This is a genomic window from Paraburkholderia strydomiana (assembly GCF_031456815.1).
GTDB lineage: Bacteria > Pseudomonadota > Gammaproteobacteria > Burkholderiales > Burkholderiaceae > Paraburkholderia > Paraburkholderia caledonica.
This window is the reverse complement of the sequence record NZ_JAVDVL010000004.1, coordinates 392285-415766: the sequence shown is the minus strand read 5'-3', so window position 1 is coordinate 415766 and position 23482 is coordinate 392285. Positions and strand designations below refer to the sequence as shown.

Here is a 23482-nt window from a genome sequence, read left to right as displayed (position 1 = left end):
AAAGGGCAAGCGTCTGACTCGCTCGTAATCGGCATTACTTTCGCCGTGTTTTCGCCCGAGCGAAGATCGCGGCGCGACCGCTCCATCAATGAAAAAGTCGTTCCATTCATGCCCGTCTAATCAAGAGTCCGCACCGGGCGGCCCCTCCTGTCCAGCCTGACGAGCCTGCGAAACTCGCAACAGCGTTCGTCGCGCTTGTGGAAGGATCTGCCGGCGTCCACCGACTTCGCGGCTCGTCGGCACACGGCTCGCGCAGCGAGCGCCATCTGCGCGACTCGGGCAAGATGCAGTTATCGCCCACCTACGCATGCTGGCAGGACTGTTATGAAAAAGATCGGCTTTCTCACGTTTGGCCATTGGAGTCCATCGCGACATTCACTCGCACGTTCGGCCTCCGATGCGCTCCTGCAATCCATCGAGCTCGCTGTCACTGCCGAGGAACTCGGGGCCGACGGCGCGTTTTTTCGCGTGCATCATTTCGCGCGCCAGCTAGCGTCGCCGTTCCCGCTTCTGGCTGCGGTCGGTGCGAAAACGAGCCGCATTGAGATCGGCACCGCTGTCATCGACATGCGTTATGAAAACCCGCTCTACATGGCGGAAGACGCCGGGGCGGCCGATCTGATCGCGGGCGGGCGCCTGCAACTTGGCATCAGCCGAGGCTCCGGCGAACAGGTGATCGACGGGTGGCGTTACTTCGGTTATGCGCCCGGCGAGGGCGAGACGCATGCCGATCTCGCGCGGCACCACACCGAGGTATTTTATGAGGTGCTGCGCGGCGAGGGATTTGCTGAACCGAATCCGCGACCGATGTTTGCAAACCCGCCGGGACTGCTTCGGGTCGAGCCTCACTCCGAGGGGTTGCGCGACCGGATCTGGTGGGGTTCGGGCTCAGATGCAACGGCGGTCTGGGCGGCCGGAATGGGCATGAACCTCCAGTGCTCGACACTGAAGAACGATGAGTCGGGCCGCCCTCTTCACATCCAGCAAGCCGAGCAGATCCGGGCGTATCGGCAGGCGTGGAAAGAAGCCGGACACACGCGAGAGCCGCGCGTGTCGGTCAGCCGCAGCATTTTCGCGCTGATGAACGATCGCGACTGGATGTATTTCGGACGCGATGCGAATAGCGACGACACGGTCGGTCTGCTCGATGACAACATCCGAACGATTTTTGGGCGCAGCTACGCGGCACCGCCCGATACGCTCGTGAAGCAGCTTGCAGCGGACGAGGCGATCGCGGAAGCCGACACGCTACTGCTGACCGTACCGAACCAGCTAGGCGTGGAATACTGCGCGCACGTCATCGAGTCGATCCTGACGCATGTTGCCCCGGCGCTCGGCTGGCGTTAGTACGGCGGACTGGCACCCGCCGGCGGGAACGTTCTGGCGACGGTCTGCGTTTTAACGCAACTTCGCTCCAGTTGCTATGCTAGTCACCATCGACCAGCACTGGAGCGAGCATGGCCGACCCGCACGTTCTTGATAACGATCCTCACCCGACGCACGGCGTCGCTGCTCAAGCGAGCCCGTGCGACGAGCTCATCATCCGCGCGCAGCCTACTGCGCTCGACAGTCCGTGCCGGCGCAAACGTCTTGCGCTCGCCGCGACGATCCTCGGCTCGAGCATGGCGTTTATCGACGGCTCTGTCGTCAATGTCGCATTACCCGCCATCCAGAGCGAGTTGCACGCGAGCGTCGCGTCGATGCAGTGGATCGTCAACGCCTACCTTCTCTTTCTGGGATCGCTCGTACTGGTGGGCGGATCGATGGGCGACAAACTCGGCCGCCGCACGGTGTTCATTGCGGGTGTCGCGGTCTTCACGCTGGCGTCGGCCGCTTGCGGGCTCGCGCCGAACGCGGGCTCACTGATCGCCGGGCGTGCGGTGCAGGGCATTGGCGCTGCGCTCTTCGTGCCCAGCAGCCTCGCGATCATTGGTGCCGTGTTCGACGGCGAAGAGCGCGGACGGGCAATCGGTACGTGGGCAGGTGTCGGCGCGATTACGTCGGCGCTGGGTCCAGTGGCCGGTGGCTTGCTCGTCGACGCGTTGTCGTGGCGCGCGATCTTCTTTCTCAACGTCCCGCTCGCAGCGGCAACCATTGCGCTCGCCGTTTTGTCGGTGCCGAACAGCCACAAGCCCGATGCGCCTCAACAGCTGGACTGGCCTGGCGCGCTGAGCGCGGCAGCGGGGCTCGCCGCACTCACCTATGGCCTGACCGAGGCGTCGGCGCGTGGTTTCGCGCATCCCATCGTACTGTGCGCAATCGGCGTTGGGGTGCTCGTGCTGGCTGCATTCGTGATGATCGAAGCGAAGAGCCGTGACCCGATGATGCCGCTCGAAGTGTTCCGCTCGCGCGATTTCACCGGCGCGAACTTGGTCACGCTGCTGCTTTACTTCGGTCTGGGCGGCGCATTTTTCTTCCTGCCGTTCACGCTGATCCGCGCACACGGCTACACCGCCACCGAGGCGGGCGCAGCGTTGCTGCCGGTGCCCGTGATCATCGGCTCGTTGTCGCGCTTGACGGGCGGTCTGACGACTCGCTTCGGTTCGCGGGCCCTATTGAGCGCTGGCCCGTGCATCGCCGGAATCGGTTTTGCGATGCTTGCGCTGCCGTTCGTGCGCGGAAACTTTTGGACCGGATTTTTGCCCGCGCTCGTCGTGCTCGGGCTCGGCATGACCATCACGGTCGCACCACTCACGACGACCGTGATGGCCTCAGTGCCGGGCCACCGCGCAGGCGTCGCCTCGGGAATCAACAACGCGGTCGCACGCGTGGCGAGCCTGCTGGCGGTTGCGGTACTCGGCATTGTGTTCGTGTGGTCGCATAACGCAGCGCTGTCGGCGCGCCTCGACGAACTGCACGTTCCTCACGATGCACGCCAGACCGCGTTACTGCAATTGGACGCGCAACCCCGTGCCGCAGCCACCGATGCCTCTCCTACGCATTCGCAGACACTCGCGGCGCAGGCGGAAGCCGACGCCATTGTTGACGCGCTGCGCGCCGTCGCGCTGGTGTCCGCAGCATGCGCGTTCGCAGGAGCGGCGCTCGCCTTCGCCACCATCGAGCCGCGCAAGTGACGCGCTTCGCTTACCGAACATGTCTGCTCGCGGCATCCCGGAAGCCCGTTCTTTGCCAGCTTAAGAAACGACGACTGTAAATTCGAGCCCTGATTCGAAGTCGAGCGTCGTTGTCGAAAAGCGCGGATCGTCGTCAAGGTAGCGCTTGTACGGCTGAACGGCGTCCTCGGCCGTGTACATGTTGTCGGCGAGAACGATAGAGCCAGGGCGCAGCAGCCGCTCAATCTGCTTGAAGAGATTCAGATAGGTGTTGGCCCATACGTCGATGAACACCATATCGAAAGTGCCTTCCAGTTGGGCAACGGTCTGAAAGGCGTCGCCCTCCCACAGGTCAACATAAGCCTCTACGCCCGCCGCTTTGACGTTGGCCCGAAGTTGCGCACACTTGAGCGGGTCGGATTCGGTCGCTGTCACCACTCCACTGCCCAACGTGCGAAGGGCTTCGGCGAGATATAGCGTGGACACGCCGCAAGAACTGCCGAGTTCGAGGATTCGAGCCGGTTTATGCGCAAGCACCATGTTGTGCAGAAACTTACCCGTTTTCGCTGACACGGCTAACGATAAAGGAGTGCCTTGCGACGACTCGAAATCTTCGCTGGACAGTCCGAGCGTTTCGAGAAACCGGCCGCGCAGTCGAGGTGCGAGCGTGTCGTATTCCTCCGCGAGGGTCAGGAATTCGTCGCTCGATCCATCGAACTGCGCCTGTGCGCGGGCTATGACTTCTGTCTGACTCTGTTCGTGAAGCCGCCGCAAAAGAACTGCGCTTGACGAGGTCATGTGCGCTCCTTGACGAGATCGGTAGTGTTGATGAGGCACCCAGCGCTGCCCGGTTCATCGGGCAGCGGGCGGTGTCGTTCCGCCATCAGCCAAGACGTTGGACCCTATGCCGTTCTGGCGAGCTTGATTGCGCGTTCAGGACATGCGCTCACGCAGAGACCGCACGACCGGCACGCGTCCGCGTTCGGCGTGTAGGCGACCTTCATTCCATGCACACGCAGCTTGAAACGATGCATGAAACCGAGACTCAGATAATCGACGTCGTCGATGCGCCGGATCTCAAACACATTCTCGGGGCAAACATCCAGACAATCGCCCTTACCTTCGCAGCGTTTCAGGTCGACGACTGGCGCAATCACGCCCGGCTTCTGTTTGCAGTCCGCCGTTGATATTTCGCGCATGTTCATTCTCCCTCGCGCCGGGCGCGGCCTGATCGCCATGCAGTCTGAAAATGCTCCCGCTCCTCCGGCGTCATGGCTTGCCATTTGCGCCAATGACGCCGTTCGCGCCATCCGCCGTGTCCTCGGAACCCGCCAAACAGGATGCGGCTCAAGACCAGCAAGCCCAGCGCATGCGCGAAGTCGATCGTACGGGCGCCGACGAACAATGCCGGAATCACCCAGTTCCATAGACTCATGACCACCCAGCCGAGCACGCCAATGGCGACCACCACAAGCAGTACCTTACCCACGCATCTGATTCGAAATTTCATCCGTCGACTCCTCTAAATACCCAGTTCGTCATAAATGGCTTGCAGCCGGGCACGCAGGTGCAAGACCGCGTAGCGTTTGCGCGCAAGCAGCGTATTCAGCGTGACGCCGCTTTCCGCCACCATGTCTTTGAAGGACCTTCCTTCCAGTTCGTGGCCGATAAATACCTCGCGCTGGTTCGGCGGCAACTCGTCAATCGCGTCCTGCAACGCTTTGAGCAACAGCGCGCGAGCGTAGAGCGCTTCGGGACCCGCGTCGGGCGACGGCAGCGCGAGGTCCAGGCGATACTCACTGTCGGTGTCGTCATCGCCCTCGGACAGGTCTGTCAAAGGCTGCTCTCTTTTCTTACGAAATCGATCGATGATCCGGTTGCGCGCGGCCCGGAAGAGCCACGCGCTCGCCTGTTCGATCGGAGCGGGCAGCCGGTACGCCTGCACGAATTCATGGAACACGTCCTGCAAAATGTCCTCGGCATCGTCGGGATCGCGTATTCGTCGCCGGATGAAATTGACGAGCCTCGTGCGCTCACGCACCACGGTCGCGGTGATGTCGTTGTCGCGTTCGGTCATCGTGTGCGAGGTGGGTGGCGGTTCCATGCGTCTGAAGACGTTTCAGGCGCGCGAATATTGTGGGGGTGCGGAAATTCTTTTCCGTTCGCAACCGTGAATTGGGCGGGTTCAGCGCTCCTGTTCCGGGAATTGCTCACGCAGATCCAAGCTACAGTTGATGCACTTGTAGCGAGGCAGATCAACAATGAGCAGATATCAGACGGTCCTTCTGGAAATTTTGGCTAGTGAGGGATTCGAGGATTGCATGTCCCCGGGAGCGCCAGTCTCGTCCGCGAGCATTGCAGACGAAGTGACGCAGCTGTGCGCCGACATGCAAGGGCAACTGACGAGGCTCGCACAGTTCCGCGATTATCCCGACCTGATGCTGACGGCGGTGGACGAACTGATGATCAACGCCGACGTTCTGCGCGTGCTGGCCGCGGCCCGGCTGAAGCTGGAACTGGCGGCGGCAGAGGACGGTTCCAGTACGCTCGCCGCACCTGAAGGAGCGGTACTCCACTAGTCTCCCGGAGAGACTGGCCAGCTAGACAGAGCGCCGCTCGAACGTGCATTCGTGCACGGCGCTCAAGTCCCGAAGTTTCGGGCTGCATGGTAATGCGGTGCGAAAGTTGGGGAGTTGAAGACTTCCCGTCGAGCAACACGCGACGAGCGACGACATCGTCAGACGCTCTTCGCATTGCTGCCCAGCGCAAAGAGCGGTCTCACACGATGTTCATCGCCAACGCACTCTCACGATAGTGCTGGCTCGCCTTCTCTGTGTCTCCCAACTGCTCGTGAAGCCGAGCCAACGCACGGTGCGACCGAATCTTCAGCGTCTCATTGTCAGCAAGCTTCAGCGCACGCTCCAGGAACGACTGCGCCTTCCCCCACAACTGCTGATGCAGACACAACCGGCCCAATGCGAACAGCAAATCCGCGTCGTCCGGACGATCCTTTTGCCACGCTTCGGCCTTCTGGATGAGCGGCAACGCATCGCCGCCCGCAGTATCCGGATAACGACGCAGCAAGCGCGCGTCCCAATTCTGCGCGAGCGCTTCTTCAACGATCTTGCGCGCCTCATGCGGACGATTCAGCGCCACCAGCAGTTCGGCAGCTAGATCGGCGAGACGCGGCGAATGACGCTCCGTCGGCGTCAGCGAATTCCACAGTTCGAGTAACGCATCGGCGTTATGCCGACGATCGCGCAGCAGATTCTCCGCCGCCAGTTGCCGCAAGCGCACCGCCACCGCTGGGTGAATCGCCTCGCGCTTTTCCAGCGTCTTGACGAGCTTGAGCACCTCGCCCCAGTTCTTCAATTGCTGCTGCGCGCGCAACATGATCTGCTGAGCGTGAATGCGCCGCGCGCCCTGCGATTGCATTTCGGTGAGCGCGGTCAGCGCGCCGTCCGCGTCGCGGCCGTCGGCGCGCATGTCGGCGGTGGCCATCAGACGGGCGTCCTGCCAGTCGGTTTCGTCGATCTGAGCGAGCCATTCGTCGCGCCGCGCGTATTCATGCATGCGATGCGCCGCAGTAGCCGCGATCAGGCCGGCCGCGCCCTTGTTGTCGCCGTTCGCGAGCGCGTCTTTCGCAGCCTTCTCCGCGCGGGAAAAGCGCCCGGCATACAGATTGCCGATCGCGTCACGCAGCGCGGCATGCGCCTTCGCGACGCGCGAGCGCGCACGGTACGCGGCCACACGCTGCGGCATGCGCCAGATATTGCGCACGATGCGCAGCAGCGCATACAGCAGAATAAACAGCACCACGAGCCCAACCACGAACAGATTGAGCGACATGTCGACGCGGTACGGCGGATACACCAGCATCACCTGGCCCATGTCGAAGCGTCCGACCACCGCGAGCGCGACCGCGATGGTGAAGAGCAGCGCGAGCCATAGAAGTCCCCGGATCGCCATGATTAACCTCGGCCCCGGTATTGATTGACGGCTTGCAGGCTCGTATTCAGATTCGGCAATTCGACCGCGGCCGATCCGGCTTCGACCTGCTTGACGAGATCGACAACGTTCTGTGTTTTCTTCGACGACATGTCGAAGTAACGCGTCAGCGCCGTCTGCGCGCCCTGCAGGTCGGACTTCAGCGTGGTCTGGTTACGCGAGAGCAGCGCAAGACGCGCCGACAGCAAACGCAGCTTCACGTTCTCACGCACGAAGTAGCCCTGGTCCGGCGCGACCATCATCGCGTCTGCGTTGTCGATGCGGCGCACCTGCACGAGGCTCGTCAACTGCTGGCCGATGCCGCTCGTCAACTGGTTCCACCACACTTTCCAGCGCGGCTCGCCGGTGGCCGCGGACACCTTGGCCGTATCTGCCCATGTGGCCGCACGCGGCGTGGCATGGGCAATCGGCGCTTCGCCGGAAAGCGGCAGGCTGTCGATCTGATCGACCGCATTGTCGAGCTTGATCGCAAGACCCGTCAGGTCGGTGGAAGGCGCGGCCTTCAGTTTGTCGATGTCCTGGGCGATGGCCTTACGGACCGCGACCGCCTGCGTGCTATCGGACGCCGCGAGCCGCGTGTCGGCGCTTTGCAGCGCGAAGAGCGCAAGCTGCGTGTTGCCGGTCAATTGCAATTGCTGGCTTGCGGCAGACAGCATCTGACCGACTTCCGCGAGCGTCCAGTCGTCGCGATTGCGCGCGAGATCCGCGTACTGTTGCTGCAGCGCCTGCTGTGCAGCCTGCGCATCGGCGAGCTTGCCTTCCAGTTGCGCGACCTGCGAGTCGGACTGACGCACCGTGGCGAGCGCCTGCTCGGTTTTGATACGCAGTTCGTTGGTTTGCGTGTCGTTCGCCTGCTGACGCTGCGCGATGTTCTGCTCGGTGCGCTCCACCTTGCGATTGAGCGCATAGCCGCCCACGCCCGCAGCGCAAGCAAGAACCACGACGACAAACCACAGCAGCGGTCCGCTCGCGCTGCGACGCTTTTGCGCTTCGTAAGGCGTGAAGGGTTGGTTCGGCGGCAACGCGGCGGTCGCGGCCGGCTGGGGTGAAGCGTTCGTGGATGCGTTCGTTTCAGTCATGCGTGATTTAGCCGGTGAATGAGCCGGATTGGACGGTACCGGTTGAACTACGGTCGGCAGATCGGCGAGCAAGGTGCGGGCAATGCGCTCGTCGCCCGCGCCTGACACCGTAATCCTATCAAAACCCAATGCCCGCGCGGTCTCAGCAATACGGGGATGAGGCGTGACGAGCGCGGCGTGCTTGAGCTGCGCGAGTTCGTCGGCGGTGAGATGCTCTTGCGCGAGTTCGTGCAGATTGCGCACGCCTTCGGAGCTGGTGAGAAGCCAGGCATGCGGTTCGCCCGCAAGCAGTCGGTGCACACGAGCCCACGCGCCAATCGACGGTTCGGGCACGAGCCGCCGGTACGCGGCGACCGTCTCCACCTCGGCGCCGGCCTCGCGCAAACGGTCGGCCAGCCACTCGCGGCCACCGTCGCCGCGCACGATCAGAACACGCTTGCCTTCAAGATTCGCCTCGCCGAGCGCCGTGTCGATCGCGGCGAAGAGGCCTTCGGAGTCGAAGCGCCCGTTATCGTCGTCGGCGCCGGATGCGGGACTGATGATCTGGTGAGTCGACGCGCTGACGCCGTGACGCGCGAGCGCCTGCACGCTGCCCGGGCCGACCACGCCGACCGGCAATGCGTGCGGCCAGATCGCGCCGCTCTTCGCGAACGCATGATCGATCGCGTTCGGCGACACGAATATGACGAGCGCATAGCGTTCGAGAGAGGCGAGCGCGGCGCGCAACGGCGCGTCGTCGGCGACGGGCGCAATGTCGATCAGCGGGAAATCGAGCGTCGCAATGCCGGCCGAGGTGAGGCGTTCTATCAGTTCGCTCGACTGACCGGACGGTCGCGTAATCACGACCGTGAACACCGCCTTGCCGGCGGATGACGATGCGTTGCCGGGAATGTCGGCCGCCATCAGTCGCCGGACACCGGGATGCCTGCCGAGCCGGAGTCCGTGCCGGAGTGTGCACCGTCTCCCGGTGCCGCGGGACCGCTCGCCGCGCTGAGCGCGCGGACGATGTCCATTGCGCCTTGCTGTTCTAGCGCGCTCGCCACTTCGCTGCCCAAGGCGATCGCGCGTTCGACGGTCGGCGCGGGTGCCGACGCCTGCGCGCTCAGCACGCGCTGGCCATCGGGCGTCGCCACGATGCCGCGCAAATGTAGCGCGCCGTCATGCCATGTTGCATACGCGGCGAGCGGCACTTCGCAACTGCCGCCGAGCGAACGTGACACCATGCGCTCCGCTTCGACCGCTGCCGCCGTATGTTCGTGATGCAGCGGCGCGAGCCATGCCGCGAGGTCGGCGCGATCGGCGCGAATCTCGATGCCGAGCGCGCCCTGCCCCGCAGCAGGCAAGCTGTCGTCCGGATCGAGCAGCGCACGGATACGCTCAGCCAGACCGAGGCGCTTGAGACCTGCCGCAGCGAGAATGATCGCCGCGTAATCGCCGCGATCGAGTTTGGCGAGGCGCGTATCCAGATTGCCGCGCAGCGGCCGCACCTGGAGATGCGGATAGCGCATGCGCAGCATCGCTTCGCGGCGCAGGCTCGATGTGCCCACCACCGCGCCGGCCGGCAGCGCGGCAAGCGAGTCGTAATCGTTCGACACGAGTGCGTCGCGCGGATCTTCGCGCTCCATGATCGTGGAGAGCGCGAAGCCCGCGGGCAATTCCATCGGCACGTCTTTCAGCGAATGCACCGCGAGATCGGCGCGGCCATCGGCGAGCGCCGCTTCGAGTTCTTTGACGAACAGTCCCTTACCACCCACCTTCGACAAAGTGCGATCGAGAATTTGATCCCCGCGTGTCGTCATTCCGAGGATTTTTACGTCACAAGATGGATATAATTTGTGCAGCGCACATCGCACATGCTCCGCCTGCCACATGGCGAGGCGGCTTTCTCGCGACGCAATCACAAGCGTGTGGGGTGGCGCGGCAAACGTCTCGGTGTTCATTAGCTTGTCGATTGAATGACGGGATGGAATAACAAACAATGTTAGCACGCGCCCTCGCGCTCACCCCCCGGTTCGCCCGCCTGTGGCCCTTACGGAACAAGGCTCGAATCGAGGCGCGCAGAGGCGCCGTGCCAACGCGGTATCAATGGAGGAGACGGGCTTGGCGCCATGCGCCGCTGTCTGGCTGCGACCTGTTCACGCACGCTCGTTCGCGCACCGCGCCGCCGTATGCGCGATGATCCAATGCGGCGCAACATGCGCCGCGTGCAGAGCTTGTGCGGTCGCGCGGCCTTCCTCCCCGGCGTATTGCCATCGGTGCATACCGCTTCAAAGCAGTTCACGTTGCAGTTCCAGTGCAGTTTTGAGTTCCGCAGTAGCAGTTCATCACTTAACAGACCCTGGCTTCCCTGAGGAAACCCATCGTGACGTCTTCCGGATCGGCGCGCCCTGCCCGCCGCAACACTGCATCGCCCAACGCTTCCACTGTCGACGCCGACGCGTCCACAGCCTCCGCATCGTCTAGCGCAGGCGCCGCCCAGCCCGGCAAAGCCAAACGGGCGCCCTCCAGCGCGAAGGCTGCGAACGCCGCGAAAGCCATCAAGGCCGATAAGACCACCGTGCCGGCCAAGCCGGAAAAAGCCGTCAAGGCTTCGAAAGCGGACAAGCCGGCGAAAACTGCGTCCGCCACGAACAAGGCCCTGGTGAAGACGAACTCGAAAGCGCAAGCCAAAAACAAAGCGGAAGACAAGGCTGAAAACAAAGCGCCGAATCTGCAAGCCGTCTCCGGGGACACCGTCGTCGCCGCGCCGAAAACCAACGGCCGCACGCGTGCCGACAAGGACCATCCGCTCTTCCAGGACATCCGCTATCTGGGGCGGCTGCTCGGCGACGTGCTGCGTGAACAGGAAGGCGACGCCGTGTTCGACGTCGTCGAAACAATCCGCCAGACGGCCGTGCGTTTTCGCCGTGAAGACGACAACGCCGCCGTGCAGACGCTCGACAAAAAACTGCGCTCGCTGAGTCCCGAACAGACGGTCAGCGTGGTGCGCGCGTTCAGCTACTTCTCGCATCTCGCGAATATCGCCGAAGACCGCCACCGCAATCGCCGTCACCGGATTCACGCGCTGGCAGGCTCCGCCGCGCAGCCGGGCACCATTGCCTATGCGCTGGAGCGGCTCGTCGAAGCGGGCGCCGCCGCCACGCCCGTGTTGCAGCAGTTTTTCAACGACGCGCTGATCGTTCCCGTTCTGACGGCGCACCCAACGGAAGTGCAGCGCAAGAGCATTCTCGACGCAGAGCACGACGTCGCGCGCCTGCTCGCGGAACGCGATCAGCAGTTGACCGACCGCGAACGCGCGCATAACGAAGCAATGCTGCGCGCGCGCGTCACGTCGCTGTGGCAAACGCGGATGCTGCGCGACTCGCGGCTCACGGTCGCCGATGAAATCGAAAACGCGTTGTCGTACTACCGCGCGACCTTCCTCGAAGAAATCCCCGCGCTGTACACCGATATCGAAGAGGCGCTCAAGGAACACGGCCTCGAAGCGCGTCTGCCGCCGTTCTTCCAGATGGGCAGCTGGATCGGCGGCGACCGCGACGGCAATCCGAACGTCACGGCTGAAACGCTCGAACATGCGATCGCGCGCCAGGCGGAGGTGATCTTTGAACACTATCTCGAGCAGGTGCACAAGCTCGGCGCGGAATTGTCGGTGTCGAATCTGCTCGCCGGCGCGAGCGACGAACTCAAAGCGCTCGCGGAAATCTCGCCTGACCGTTCGCCGCACCGCACGGACGAACCTTATCGCCGTGCGCTGATCGGCATGTACACGCGGCTCGCGGCAAGTGCGCGCGTGCGTCTCGGCGAAGGCAGCGTGCCGCTGCGCAGCGCGGGCCGCGGCGCAGCGCCGATTCGCGCGACGCCGTACGACGACGCGTCCGAATTCGTGCGCGATCTGCACGTGCTGATCGATTCGCTCGCCGCGCATCATGGCGCGCCGCTAGCCGCGCCGCGTCTCGCACCGCTCGCTCGCGCAGCCGAAGTATTCGGCTTCCATCTCGCGAGCATCGACTTGCGTCAGAGCTCGGACATCCACGAAGCGGTGATCGCCGAACTGCTGAAGCGCGCGGGCGTTCATGACGACTACGCCGCGCTCGCCGAAAGCGAGAAGCTCGAAGTACTGCTCGGCGAGCTTGCTCAGCCGCGCCCGTTGCGCCTGCCGTATGCCGAGTACTCGGACCTCGTGAAGAGCGAACTCGGCGTGCTGGAGCAAGCACGTGTCACGCGTGAAAAATTCGGCGCGCGCGCGGTTCGCAACTACATCATTTCGCATACCGAGACAGTCAGCGACCTGGTCGAAGTCATGCTGCTGCAAAAAGAGACCGGTCTTCTGCAAGGTCGGCTCGGCGACGCGAACGATCCGGCGAGAGCCGCGCTGATGGTCATCCCGCTCTTCGAGACGATCCCTGACTTGCGCAACGCGCCGCACATCATGCGCGATCTGCTTGCGCTGCCGGGCGTCGACTCGATAATCGAACATCAGGGCAATGAGCAGGAAGTCATGCTCGGCTACTCGGACAGCAACAAGGACGGCGGCTTCCTCACGTCTAACTGGGAATTGTATCGCGCGGAACTCGCGCTCGTGTCGCTCTTCAACGAACGCGGCATCACGCTGCGTCTTTTCCACGGACGAGGCGGCACCGTTGGCCGTGGCGGCGGCCCGACTTATCAGGCGATTCTGTCGCAGCCGCCCGGCACCGTCGACGGTCAGATTCGCTTGACGGAACAAGGCGAAGTGATCGCGAGCAAGTTCGGCAATCCGGAAATCGGCCGTCGCAATCTTGAAACGGTGGTGGCTGCGACGCTCGAAGCGTCGTTGCTGCCGCATGGCACGGCGCCCGCGGAACTGCCGGTTTTCGAATCCACGATGCAGCAATTGTCCGACGCGGCCATGGCCTCGTATCGCGCGCTCGTGTATGAAACGCCCGGCTTCAAGGAGTATTTCTTCGAGTCCACGCCGATCTCGGAGATCGCCGAACTGAACATCGGCAGCCGTCCCGCGTCACGCAAGTTGCAGGATCCGAAGCAACGCAAGATCGAAGATCTGCGCGCGATTCCGTGGGGTTTCTCGTGGGGCCAATGCCGGCTGTTGCTGACCGGCTGGTACGGTTTCGGCACGGCGGTGGCCGCTTATCTCGACGACGCGCCGAGCGATGCCGAGCGCGGACGCCGTCTCGCGCAACTGAAGAAAATGCACAAGACCTGGCCGTTCTTCTCGACGCTGCTCTCGAACATGGACATGGTGCTCGCGAAGACCGACCTTGCGGTGGCCTCGCGCTACGCGGCGCTCGTCACCGACAAGAAGCTGCGCAAGCATGTGTTCGAGCGGATCGTCGCGGAATGGGAGCGTACGTCCAAAGTGTTGTCGGAGATCACCGGCAAGAGCGAACGGCTCGCGGAAAATCCGCTGCTCGCGCGCTCGATCAAGAACCGCTTTCCGTACCTCGATCCGCTTAATCACCTGCAGGTCGAATTGCTCAAGCGTTACCGCGCGGGCGACACCAACGCGCGCGTGCGGCGCGGGATTCATCTGAGCATCAACGGTATCGCGGCGGGGTTGCGCAATACCGGTTGACGGTTCGACCGGTTGACGATTCGGAATGGCAGTGGCGCTTGCAAGCGCCGCTGCCATCTCCGCATGCCTTCTCAAACCGCTTCGACCATCAACGCGTCCAGCTTGAAAGAGCCGTCTTCCTTTACGTCGAAATACTGCCGCACTTCATCCGGCGAATTGCGCCACAGCGACTGGATCGCCACCACGCGCTCCTCAGGCGTGCGCATGCGCGCCACCCACGAACTGAATTCGATGTCGATGCGCCAGCGCTCGCGAATCGAGGCCTTGAACCCCGCGGCTTCGAAGAGCGCGATCCATTCGTCAGCGCGGTAATCGCGAATATGTGAGCCGTCGCGCAGGAGTTCGATTGCCTGGATATGCGTGTCCAGCAACGGATGGTCGATACCGGCGATGTCGATGAACAGCACCCGGCCGCCCGGCTTCAGCACGCGCCGCACTTCGGCGAGCGCCAGCGCCACGTCGTGCCAATGATGCGCGCTCATCCGGCTGATGACCCAGTCGAACGCGTGATCGGCGAACGGTAATTTCTCGGCCGCGCCCTGCTGCGTGCGAATGTTCGCGAGGCCGCGATCCTTCGCGGCGCCTTCCACCGTGGCGAGCATCGGCGCGGCGATGTCGTAGGCGACCACTTCTTTGGCATGCGGCGCGACCGCGAAACTCGCGTGGCCCGCGCCGCAGCCCATGTCGAGCACCGTCGCGTCCGGCGTCGCCGCGATCGACTCGGCAAGCGTCCCCAGATCCGCGCCGGTTGCGTGGGTCGGACTCGTCAAATAGGCGGCGGCCGTCGACCCGAAGGCGTCGGCGACCTGATCGTGATGCTTCATGAGTAGCTCCGGTTGTCTGCGTGGGACTGTGTCGTGTGGGTCCGCGTTTCTGGTGCTGGCAGCGCGGCCTGCCGTTCGAGCCGCTACGCCGCTACAATAGAGCCCGCCGTGTACCAGTACAAGTTAAGCAATTATTCTGGTATCTATACCACCCTCCTCACGCCGTACCAAACGAATGACCACGCGAACGAGCACGCCCTCTTCCGCCGACAACCCGCCGCCGCTCGATGCCACGCCCGCCCGCGCGCTGGGCGACTTCATCCGCGCGCACCGCGAGCGGCTGTCGCCGCAAGCGGTCGGCCTGCCGCCCGGCCCACGCCGCCGCACGCCCGGCTTGCGGCGCGAGGAAGTCGCGCAGCTGTGCGGCGTGAGTCCGACCTGGTACACATGGATCGAGCAAGGGCGTCCGGTTTCTGCTTCCGCGGACGCGCTCGCACGTATCGCCGTCGCGCTGCAACTGTCGCGGGCCGAGCGGGCGTATCTGTTCGAGCTCGCCGCCCAGCGCGATCCGGCCGAGCCCGACCCGGCCGCCGCCGATGCGCCCGCGACACTGCTCGAAACCGTGCAACTCGTAGACGCGCCCGCCTATGTGCTGGACCGTCAATGGAATGCGCTCGCCTGGAACGAACGCGCGGCCGATCTTTTCGTCGGCTGGCTCGACGGTTCGCATGACCGCAATCTGCTGCGCTACACGTTCACGGAACCGGCGGCGCGCGGGTTGATCGTCGACTGGGACACGCGCGCGCGGCGTCTCGCCGCCGAGTTTCGGGCGGATTCGATCCGCCATCTGAACGACGCGCCAACGCGTGCGCTGATCGATTCGCTCACCGCGGCGAGCGACGCGTTTGCGCGCTTCTGGGCTTCGCAAGACGTCGGAGGCCGCGAAGGCGGACGGCGCGAATTCAATCATCCGCGAGACGGGCGGCTCGTCTACGATCAGATTACGTTCAAGCCCGCGCATCGCGAAGATCTCAAGCTGGTGGTGCTGGTGCGCGAATAGGCCGTGGCACGAGCCGCCATGCAGGCCGCAGGCCAGCGCGTCGTATGAGCAGGCGTGCGAGCCGCGATGAGCCGGCGGCCGCGGGTCCGTCGTCGGCGCGGCGTTGCGCCAGTGTTAAAATCCCTGTCTTTCCATGCTTCGACGGTGCGCTTGCAGACATGCCAGGCGCATCCGCGTCGGCAGCTTTTTACCGCTCGCCCGATCGCCATTTAACTGCTGCATAACTGCCGCTTAATTGCCCAAAACCATGACGTCCCAACTGCACAAAAAAGGCGAAGCCTGGTCGGCTCGCTTCTCGGAGCCGATGTCGGAGCTCGTCAAACGCTATACGTCGTCGGTTTTCTTCGACAAGCGTCTCGCGCTCGTCGACATTGAAGGGTCGCTTGCGCACGCCTCGATGCTGGGCGCGCAAAAGATCATCGCCGCCGAAGACCTCGCCGCGATCCAACGCGGCATGGCGCAGATCAAGGGCGAAATCGAGCGAGGCGAGTTCGAGTGGCAACTCGACCTGGAAGACGTTCACCTGAACATCGAAGCGCGCCTCACCGCGCTGATCGGCGACGCCGGCAAGCGTCTGCACACGGGCCGCTCGCGTAACGACCAGGTCGCGACCGACATCCGCCTGTGGCTGCGCGGCGAGATCGACCGCATCGGCGGGTTGCTGAAGGAACTGCGCACGGCGCTGCTCGACATGGCGGAGAAGAACGCGTCGACCATCATGCCCGGCTTCACGCACTTGCAGGTCGCGCAGCCGGTCACGTTCGGTCATCACCTGCTCGCCTACGTCGAAATGTTTTCTCGCGACGCCGAGCGCATGCTCGATTGCCGCAAGCGCGTGAACCGTCTGCCGCTGGGCGCGGCGGCACTCGCCGGCACGAGCTATCCGATCGACCGTCACGCGGTGGCAAAGACGCTCGGTTTCGACGGCATCTGCGCAAACTCGCTCGACGCTGTGTCCGACCGCGACTTCGCAATCGAATTCACGGCGGCGTCGGCGCTCGTCATGACGCACATCTCGCGCTTCTCCGAAGAACTCGTACTGTGGATGAGCCCGCGCGTCGGCTTTATCGACCTGGCCGACCGCTTCTGCACGGGTTCGTCGATCATGCCGCAGAAGAAGAACCCCGACGTGCCCGAACTCGCGCGCGGCAAGACCGGCCGTGTGAACGGTCATCTGATGGCGCTGCTCACGTTGATGAAAGGCCAGCCGCTCGCGTACAACAAGGACAATCAGGAAGACAAGGAACCGCTGTTCGACACGGTGGACACCGTCGCCGATACGCTGCGCATCTTCGCTGAAATGGTCGCGGGCATTTCGGTGAAGCCGCAAGCCATGCGCGACGCCGCATTGCAAGGATTCTCGACGGCAACCGATCTCGCCGACTACCTCGTCAAGCGCGGCCTCGCGTTTCGCGACGCGCACGAAGCCGTCGCGCTGGCCGTGCGGATCTGCGCGGATCGCGGCTGCGATCTCGCGGACCTCACGCTCGATGAAATGCGCGCGGAATTGCCGAACGTCGCGCATCTGATCGGCGACGACGTGTTCTCGTACCTCACGCTCGAAGGCTCGGTTGCAAGCCGCAATCATCCTGGCGGCACCGCGCCCGAGCAGGTGCTGGCCGCGGTCAAAGCGGCACGGCAAGCGTTGAACTGACACGCGTCGAGTTGCGCGAACGCGCCGGCATGGGCGCCTTCATGCACGGCGGATTGCGAAGGCGAACTCGTTGGCGAGTTCGCCTTTTTTGCTGGCGCCTAAGTCGAGATACCGGGGCGAACGCGGATTGAAACGCGGCGGTTTTTGACTACGATCTAAACAGGTTCTGCCCTCTTTAGTGGTTCATCATGCTTACCCGCACGCGCCTCCTTCGCCCCATGACTGAATGCCGCGCTCGCCGCGGCTGCGCATGGTCACTGTCTCTACGCGGCACCGCATACACTGCGTTGCTCGCACTTGCCGTCGCCGGTTGCACGTTCACCCCGCCGCCGCCACGCGCGGCCGTCGCAACGCCGCCCGCCGCAGTCAACAGCGCGACACTCGATCAATATCGCGAGGCGGTCGCGCAGCGCATCGTCGAGCGCAATCCTTCGTATGTACTGCGCGGCAAGCCGCAAGCGATGCTGCGCTCGCTCGTCGTGGTGTCGTTCACCGTCGATCGCAACGGGCACGTGGTGGCGTCGTCGGTGTATCGCACGAACGGCGACGACGAAGCGGAAAGCACCGCGCTCGCCACGTTGCGACGTGCATCACCGCTGCCATTGCCGCCGGGCAAATTGCTGAACGGCCGCGGCCAGCTCGAACTGTTCGAAGATTGGCTCTTCAACGACGACGGCAAGTTCCAGTTGCGCGAACTGGCTTCGCCGCAATCGCTGACCATCGACTGAACGCGGCCTGGCCGATCGGCCAGCCGCCTTGCTGCGCGCTCGCCGCGCTCGCTATAATTTTCCGATTCCCTCGCCGGAGCCTCCGGCACGGTGCAGGCCGCCCGCTCATCCGCCGGCGCGGCTTGCAGCCACCTGTCGCGGCGCCGCGTCATCCACGCGCGCCACGCAAACGCCTTCGCTGCGTGGCGGCGTGATCGCCATGCACGCGCACAAGGCCGCATTCGCGCGCGAGTCCTCACGACCAACGCTGTATGCTGCGGGTTCGTCGCCCGTCAGCGTGATGGCCGACGCGAGTTCGACTCAAGCGCACGAACCTGAACAAAGATGCCGATTGACCGCGCCGCTGCGCAGCCACACTGCGCCCCTATCGAGCGAGGCAACGCGGCATCACGATACATGGAGACCCTGCATGTCCACATCGCCGATTTCCGCGGCCGAGCCCAATGCGGCCGGCCACACCAACAGCGCGCGGATCATCTTCGCGAGCTTCATCGGCACCGCGATCGAGTTCTATGATTTCTACGTCTACGCGACCGCCGCGGCGCTCGTCATCGGCCCGGTGTTTTTTCCGCATGGCTCGGCGACGGCTCAGGCCCTGTCGGCCTTCGTCACGTTCGGCATTGCGTTCGTCGCGCGGCCGATCGGCTCGTTCCTGTTCGGCCATTTCGGCGACCGCATCGGCCGTAAATCGACGCTCGTCGCGTCTTTGCTCGTGATGGGCGTCTCGACCACGCTGATCGGCTTCGTGCCGGGCTACGACTCCATTGGCAGTCTTGCACCGATCCTTCTGTGCATCTTGCGTTTCGGCCAGGGCATTGGCTTGGGCGGTGAATGGGGCGGTGCGGCGCTGCTCGCCACCGAAAACGCGCCTGCCGGCAAGCGCGGCTGGTTCGGCATGTTCCCGCAACTCGGACCGTCGATCGGCTTTCTCGCGTCGAACGGCCTCTTCTTCGCGCTTGCGATGTCGTTGAGCGACGCGCAGTTCCGGAGCTGGGGCTGGCGCGTGCCGTTCCTCGTAAGCGCGGTGCTGGTCGCGCTCGGGCTTTACGTGCGGCTCAAGATCGCGGAGACGCCGGCCTTCCAGGCCGCCATTGAGCGTCAGGAGCGCGTGAAGGTGCCCATCGCGACGCTGCTGTCGCGGCATTGGGTGCCCACGCTGCTGGGCGCGCTCGCGATGGTGGTCTGCTACACGTTGTTTTATAACGCGACCACGTTCTCGCTGTCGTATGGCGTGTCGGTGCTGCACATTCCGCGGCAAACCTTCCTCGGGCTGCTGTGCATCGCCGTGGTGTTCATGGCGCTTGCCACGCCGCTGTCCGCGTGGGCAAGCGACCGCTATGGCCGCAAGCCGGTGCTGATCGTGGGCATCGTCGCAGCGGTCCTGTCGGGCTTCACCATGGCGCCGCTCCTCGGCAGCGGACAAACGCCGCTGGTGCTGCTGTTCCTCGTCATAGAGCTGTTCCTGATGGGCGTGACCTTTGCGCCGATGGGCGCGCTGCTGCCCGAACTGTTTCCGACCAACGTCCGTTATACCGGCGCGGGTGTGTCGTACAACCTGGGCGGGATTCTCGGCGCATCGGTTGCGCCGTACATCGCGCAAATGCTGGCTGCGCGCGGCGGGCTGCCGTGGGTGGGCGCGTATGTGTCGATCGCCGCGGCCGTCAGCATGATCGGCGTGCTGTGCATGCGCGAGACGCGCGACTCGCGCTTGATGTGACGCGGCGATAGACAGGGAGGGGACCTCGGCGGGTTGATCGCTGAAGCCCCCGCCTGGCGGCGGTTTCGCTGAGTGAATCCCCTGCCTTGCGCGCCTTTTTGACTTGCCTATACTCGACCTGAATGACCCTATGGCAAGCAGGGAGGCCCGGATGAACCTTCACTTACATAATGCCGACGTCGTGACGATCATCGCGCTCGCGTTGTTGTGTTCGCTGCTGCTGGCGCTGCGCTTTCGTCCCGCCACCTGGAAAGGCATTGTCGTCGAGGCGCTGGCGGCGAACGCGGCAGCCATTACCGCTGTGATCGCGTTCGAGATGCTGGTGGCCTGACGCCCGCACCGTCAGTTGCGGACGGGCTTTGCGCCGGCCGCGAGCTTAACGGTAGTAATAGCCGTGATGGTGGTAATAGCCTCCACCGCCGTAGTAGTAGCCCGGCGCCGGCGCGACAACGCAGCCGCCAAGCAGGGTTGCGAGTACGGTGCCGGCGATCATGGTCAGGAGCAGGCGTTTCATGTTGTTCTCCATCGAGTCAGGTTCGTTCGAGAAATCTCGAATGACTCGATTGAACACGACGTGCGGCTGCCAGAACGTTGCCAGTTGTAAGGGAAGATCACGCGCGTGTTACACGTTCGCCGATCCGCGCGACTCGTCCGGACACATGGCAATGCACGCTCACGTCCGATGAAAACACCGCCTATACTGACTTGAAGATGTCGGTCGGTAATGAGCCTTGAGTGTATTGCCTCGCGGCCTTCCTGAAGGCGGGAGCGGCGTCTTCCAGGCGCGGCTCGCGAGCGCCACTCAGCCTTGTTCACCAACACGCGCAACGGGCGCGAGCGCTCCGCCGACCAACGAAAAGCGACAGATTTAACAACCGTGTAATGAGCGCTTTGCGTCTCGCACGGTTGCGCAGCAAGCCGAATCGTTTTCGCCCAGCGTTCCCCGACGCGGGCGTTTATAGGGGCGTCACGTCATAGTGCCGGTGACATAGGCACTCTGCGCGCGACGCCCTTTTCTTTGAGCAAACGATTGCGATTGAGGCTGCGCTCAAGCCGCGGCAAAACCCTGCCCGGCGACGGCGGGCGGCTCGCTGTGTACGTAGTCGATGGCATCGAGCACGGCGCTGATGGGCGGCACCGAAAGGCCGTCGCCAACCGAGATCGAGCGGAACGGTGCTTCCACGCCGCAATGCTCAGGCGACGTCGATACGAAAACCATGACCGTGCGCTTCAGCAGCGCATGTGCGAGGTGGACAAAACCGGTGTCTGCGCCGACCACCAACGAGCACGCGTCGATCATTTGCGCGATTTCCGTCACGGTCATCTTCGGCAGGACCTTCGAGCCTGGCACTTGCGCGGCGATCTGCTCGGCCTCGATGCGCTCGCCTTCCGAACCCCACGGCAAGACCACGCGAAAGCCGCGTTGCGAAAGCTCGGTGCCGACCACCGCCCAATGCGAGATCGGCCACTTCTTGTCGTCTTTCGACGTCGCATGAAAAAGCGCGGCGACGGGCGCGCGCTCACCTTCGAACGGCGGTCTCGCCGGCTCCGGCAACTTCAGGTCGTAGACTGGCGGGCCTTCAACTTCGTAGCCGAGAGCCTCGCCCGCGCTGATACGCATGCCATGCCACGCATTGCATTGCGGACGCGGACCAAAGCGCCCCGTGTACGCGAACGCAGCGCCCCGCTCGCCCAGGTCCTGAGACTGGTAGCCGATGCAACGCGACGAGCGGGCCAGAAACGCGATGATCGCGCTTTTGTACACGCCGTGAATGTCGATGATGTAATCGTAGCGATACGCGCGCAGCTCCGCGATGGACGCCGCGATCGCCTTGAAGTCGGCCCACCGGCGCGCTTTCTTGAAACGCCGCAGCGGCGCGAACAGTACACGGTCGATGCCCTTGCACCATTGCGCCGCTTCGGCGAATGCTTCGTCTGCGGCCCAATCCACTTGAACGCCAGGAAATGCGCGTTTGATATCCGCTACGACGGGCAGCGCTTGCACGATATCGCCGAGGGAGGTGACCTTGACGATAAGGACTCGCTTCATTGAGGGCCTTCGGTTGTTCAACGTCAAAATATTTTAGCCGACGAATGGAATAGTCTTTGCTGAAACGGGCAATGCGGCCGCCGGAAAACAATGCGGCGTCTTACATCGCGCGCCTTACAGCTTACCTTTTTACTTCATTTCACAAAGCTTTCATACGGTTTTACGTTTTCCGCGCGCTTTATACTTCATCCTTTGCACATCCAGATCTCATGTCGCGAGCGCAACCTCTTCTTTCTTCCGGGATCGTGCGTCGCGCGAGACGTCTTTGGCGCCAGTACGGCATTTTCTGGCTCGGGGCGATCGCGGTCGGGCTCGTGGCGGTGCTCTACGCGCGGCTGATCGACTGGGGCTACGAGGAATTCCGCACGGTGCAGCGCGAGCACGTGTGGGCGCCGCTCATCATCACCCCCGCAGTGGCGGCGCTCGCCGTATGGCTCACGCGCAAGTTCTTTCGCGGCGCCGAAGGCAGCGGCATTCCTCAGGTAATCGCCACGCTTCATTCGAAACCCGGCGAATATGGCGCGCGGCTCCTGTCGTTTCGCATTCTGTTCGGCAAGATTGTGGTGTCGTTTCTGGCGATACTCGGCGGATTTACGATCGGCCGCGAAGGTCCGACCGTGCAAGTGGGCGCGGCCCTCATGTTCAACCTGCGCAGGCTGTATCCGCGTTCGAACGCACTGATTGAGCGGCAACTGGTGCTGGCCGGCGCGGCAGCGGGTCTATCGGCGGCGTTCAATACTCCGCTAGCGGGCATCGTGTTCGCCATCGAGGAACTGACGCGCAGTTTCGAAGCCCGCGCGAGCGGCGTGCTGATTACCGCCATCATCATTGCCGGTGTGATCGCGCTGGGACTGAACGGCAACTATACGTACTTCGGCACCATTCAGATCGGCGCGCACTTTCCCGATCTGCTCGCGCTCGCGGTGCTGCTCACGGCCATCATCACGGGTATTGCGGGCGGCGTGTTCTGCTGGCTGCTGCTGAACACCGCGCGCTGGATTCCCGCGCCGCTGCGTCAATTGCACGGCGAGCGGCCCGTCGCGTTCGCCGCGCTGTGCGGCTTCGTGATCGCGGGAGTCGGCCTGGTTTCGGGCGGCACCACGTTCGGCAGCGGCTACGCGGAAGCGCGCGGTTTGCTCGACGGGCACGAACAGCTGTCGGTGTTCTATCCGTTCCTCAAAATGATTTCGATGGTCGGCTCGTACCTGCCGGGCATTCCAGGCGGCATCTTCGCGCCATCGCTGTCGATCGGCGCAGGCTTCGGCAATCTGCTGCACATGGTGTTCGGCTCCATGCAATTGCCGATGCTGATCGCCCTCGCCATGGTCGGCTATCTGGCCGCCGTCACGCAATCGCCGATCACGTCTTTCGTGATCGTGATGGAGATGATCAACGGTCACGCGCTCGTGATTTCGCTGATGGCCACCGCGCTGATTGCGAGCCGCGTGTCGCGCTTTTTTGCGCCGCCGCTATACGAGGCGCTTTCCGAGCGCTACATGGCGCCGCTGCCGCGCCCGGCGCCTGCTCCGGTGCCGGAAGTGCCCGCGGTGGATGCGCCAGAAGTCGACGCATCGGAGCCGGTGGCGGAAGTCATTGCCGCAGATAGTTCCAGCGAGACGTCCGCTGACAGTTCAGCTGATGCCTCCGCTCGCGCTTCCGCCGACGACCCGACCGCTCGACCCGCTGATAGGCCAGCGGATAGACCGACTGAAGGCGGTTCGCCCGCACCTCGTCCGTAAGCCGCGCTCGCCGACGTTCGCGCGGCGCGCATCGACTCTCGCCGACCGCGAACGCGAA

At 63.7% G+C, this 23482-nt stretch carries 20 protein-coding genes; 10 read left to right on the top strand and 10 right to left on the bottom strand.

Annotated features, from left to right (window positions below):
* The first annotated feature begins 324 nt into the window (after positions 1–324).
* On the top strand, positions 325–1347 hold the full coding sequence (locus J2W46_RS14280) for an LLM class flavin-dependent oxidoreductase (RefSeq protein WP_310354504.1): 1023 nt from the start codon (positions 325–327) through the stop codon (positions 1345–1347).
* Positions 1348–1457: 110 nt separating this feature from the next.
* On the top strand, positions 1458–3074 hold the full coding sequence (locus J2W46_RS14275; protein WP_310354502.1) for an MFS transporter: 1617 nt from the start codon (positions 1458–1460) through the stop codon (positions 3072–3074).
* A 60-nt stretch (positions 3075–3134) separates the two neighbouring features.
* Here the strand turns inward: J2W46_RS14275 and J2W46_RS14270 are convergent, their stop codons facing one another.
* The 4 genes from J2W46_RS14270 to J2W46_RS14255 all read right to left on the bottom strand — a co-directional run bounded on the left by J2W46_RS14270 (position 3135) and on the right by J2W46_RS14255 (position 5157).
* Positions 3135–3851, bottom strand: a complete 717-nt coding sequence (locus tag J2W46_RS14270; protein ID WP_310354500.1) for an O-methyltransferase — start codon at positions 3849–3851, stop codon at positions 3135–3137.
* Between the two features lie 104 nt (positions 3852–3955).
* Positions 3956–4252, bottom strand: coding sequence for a 4Fe-4S dicluster domain-containing protein (locus tag J2W46_RS14265; RefSeq protein WP_204520410.1), 297 nt, complete (start codon positions 4250–4252; stop codon positions 3956–3958).
* A 2-nt stretch (positions 4253–4254) separates the two neighbouring features.
* Positions 4255–4563: a hypothetical protein gene (locus J2W46_RS14260; protein ID WP_020065231.1), complete on the bottom strand. Its 309-nt coding sequence runs from the start codon at positions 4561–4563 to the stop codon at positions 4255–4257.
* Between the two features lie 12 nt (positions 4564–4575).
* Entirely contained in the window at positions 4576–5157 is a 582-nt protein-coding gene (locus tag J2W46_RS14255) for an RNA polymerase sigma factor (protein WP_179214114.1), read from the bottom strand.
* Between the two features lie 217 nt (positions 5158–5374).
* Between J2W46_RS14255 and J2W46_RS14250 the strand changes: the two genes are divergently transcribed.
* Positions 5375–5632 (top strand): hypothetical protein, encoded by a 258-nt coding sequence (locus J2W46_RS14250; protein WP_020065228.1) that lies wholly within the window; start codon positions 5375–5377, stop codon positions 5630–5632.
* A gap of 199 nt (positions 5633–5831) precedes the next feature.
* On the opposite strand, the gene J2W46_RS14245 is transcribed toward J2W46_RS14250, so the two are convergent.
* Genes J2W46_RS14245 through hemC form a run of 3 tightly spaced genes read right to left on the bottom strand, consistent with a single transcriptional unit; the run spans position 5832 to position 10080 of the window.
* Entirely contained in the window at positions 5832–7022 is a 1191-nt protein-coding gene (locus J2W46_RS14245; RefSeq protein WP_310354498.1) for a heme biosynthesis protein HemY, read from the bottom strand.
* Between the two features lie 2 nt (positions 7023–7024).
* The gene (gene hemDX / locus J2W46_RS14240; protein WP_310354496.1) at positions 7025–9043 is read right to left on the bottom strand and encodes a fused uroporphyrinogen-III synthase HemD/membrane protein HemX; all 2019 of its coding nucleotides are present in this window, start codon (positions 9041–9043) and stop codon (positions 7025–7027) included.
* Positions 9043–10080 (bottom strand): hydroxymethylbilane synthase, encoded by a 1038-nt coding sequence (gene hemC, locus J2W46_RS14235; protein ID WP_310354494.1) that lies wholly within the window; start codon positions 10078–10080, stop codon positions 9043–9045. Before hemC ends, hemDX begins: the two co-directional genes overlap by 1 nt.
* Positions 10081–10502: 422 nt before the next feature.
* Here hemC and ppc point away from each other — a divergent pair, with 422 nt between their 5' ends.
* Positions 10503–13712 carry a phosphoenolpyruvate carboxylase gene (gene ppc / locus J2W46_RS14230; protein ID WP_310354492.1) on the top strand — a complete coding sequence of 1070 codons (3210 nt, stop codon included), beginning with the start codon at positions 10503–10505 and terminating at the stop codon, positions 13710–13712.
* A 71-nt stretch (positions 13713–13783) separates the two neighbouring features.
* Here the strand turns inward: ppc and J2W46_RS14225 are convergent, their stop codons facing one another.
* Positions 13784–14536, bottom strand: a complete 753-nt coding sequence (locus tag J2W46_RS14225) for a class I SAM-dependent methyltransferase (RefSeq protein WP_204520404.1) — start codon at positions 14534–14536, stop codon at positions 13784–13786.
* A gap of 175 nt (positions 14537–14711) precedes the next feature.
* On the opposite strand from J2W46_RS14225, the gene J2W46_RS14220 reads away from it, so the two are divergent.
* From J2W46_RS14220 to J2W46_RS14200, 5 genes are all read left to right on the top strand, one after another.
* Positions 14712–15536: a helix-turn-helix transcriptional regulator gene (locus J2W46_RS14220; RefSeq protein WP_204520403.1), complete on the top strand. Its 825-nt coding sequence runs from the start codon at positions 14712–14714 to the stop codon at positions 15534–15536.
* Between the two features lie 247 nt (positions 15537–15783).
* Positions 15784–17190 (top strand): argininosuccinate lyase, encoded by a 1407-nt coding sequence (gene argH, locus J2W46_RS14215; protein ID WP_027804187.1) that lies wholly within the window; start codon positions 15784–15786, stop codon positions 17188–17190.
* A 188-nt stretch (positions 17191–17378) separates the two neighbouring features.
* Positions 17379–17918 carry an energy transducer TonB family protein gene (locus J2W46_RS14210; protein ID WP_310354487.1) on the top strand — a complete coding sequence of 180 codons (540 nt, stop codon included), beginning with the start codon at positions 17379–17381 and terminating at the stop codon, positions 17916–17918.
* Between the two features lie 409 nt (positions 17919–18327).
* The gene (locus J2W46_RS14205) at positions 18328–19635 is read left to right on the top strand and encodes an MFS transporter (protein WP_020065218.1); all 1308 of its coding nucleotides are present in this window, start codon (positions 18328–18330) and stop codon (positions 19633–19635) included.
* A gap of 151 nt (positions 19636–19786) precedes the next feature.
* On the top strand, positions 19787–19966 hold the full coding sequence (locus J2W46_RS14200) for a hypothetical protein (protein WP_020065217.1): 180 nt from the start codon (positions 19787–19789) through the stop codon (positions 19964–19966).
* Positions 19967–20011: 45 nt separating this feature from the next.
* Here the strand turns inward: J2W46_RS14200 and J2W46_RS14195 are convergent, their stop codons facing one another.
* Together J2W46_RS14195 and waaC are read right to left on the bottom strand one after the other, a co-directional pair.
* Positions 20012–20149 carry a hypothetical protein gene (locus J2W46_RS14195; RefSeq protein WP_165572639.1) on the bottom strand — a complete coding sequence of 46 codons (138 nt, stop codon included), beginning with the start codon at positions 20147–20149 and terminating at the stop codon, positions 20012–20014.
* A 534-nt stretch (positions 20150–20683) separates the two neighbouring features.
* Positions 20684–21685 (bottom strand): lipopolysaccharide heptosyltransferase I, encoded by a 1002-nt coding sequence (gene waaC / locus J2W46_RS14190; RefSeq protein WP_310354484.1) that lies wholly within the window; start codon positions 21683–21685, stop codon positions 20684–20686.
* Positions 21686–21894: 209 nt separating this feature from the next.
* On the opposite strand from waaC, the gene J2W46_RS14185 reads away from it, so the two are divergent.
* Positions 21895–23424, top strand: a complete 1530-nt coding sequence (locus J2W46_RS14185; protein WP_310354483.1) for a chloride channel protein — start codon at positions 21895–21897, stop codon at positions 23422–23424.
* The last annotated feature ends 58 nt before the right edge of the window (positions 23425–23482 follow it).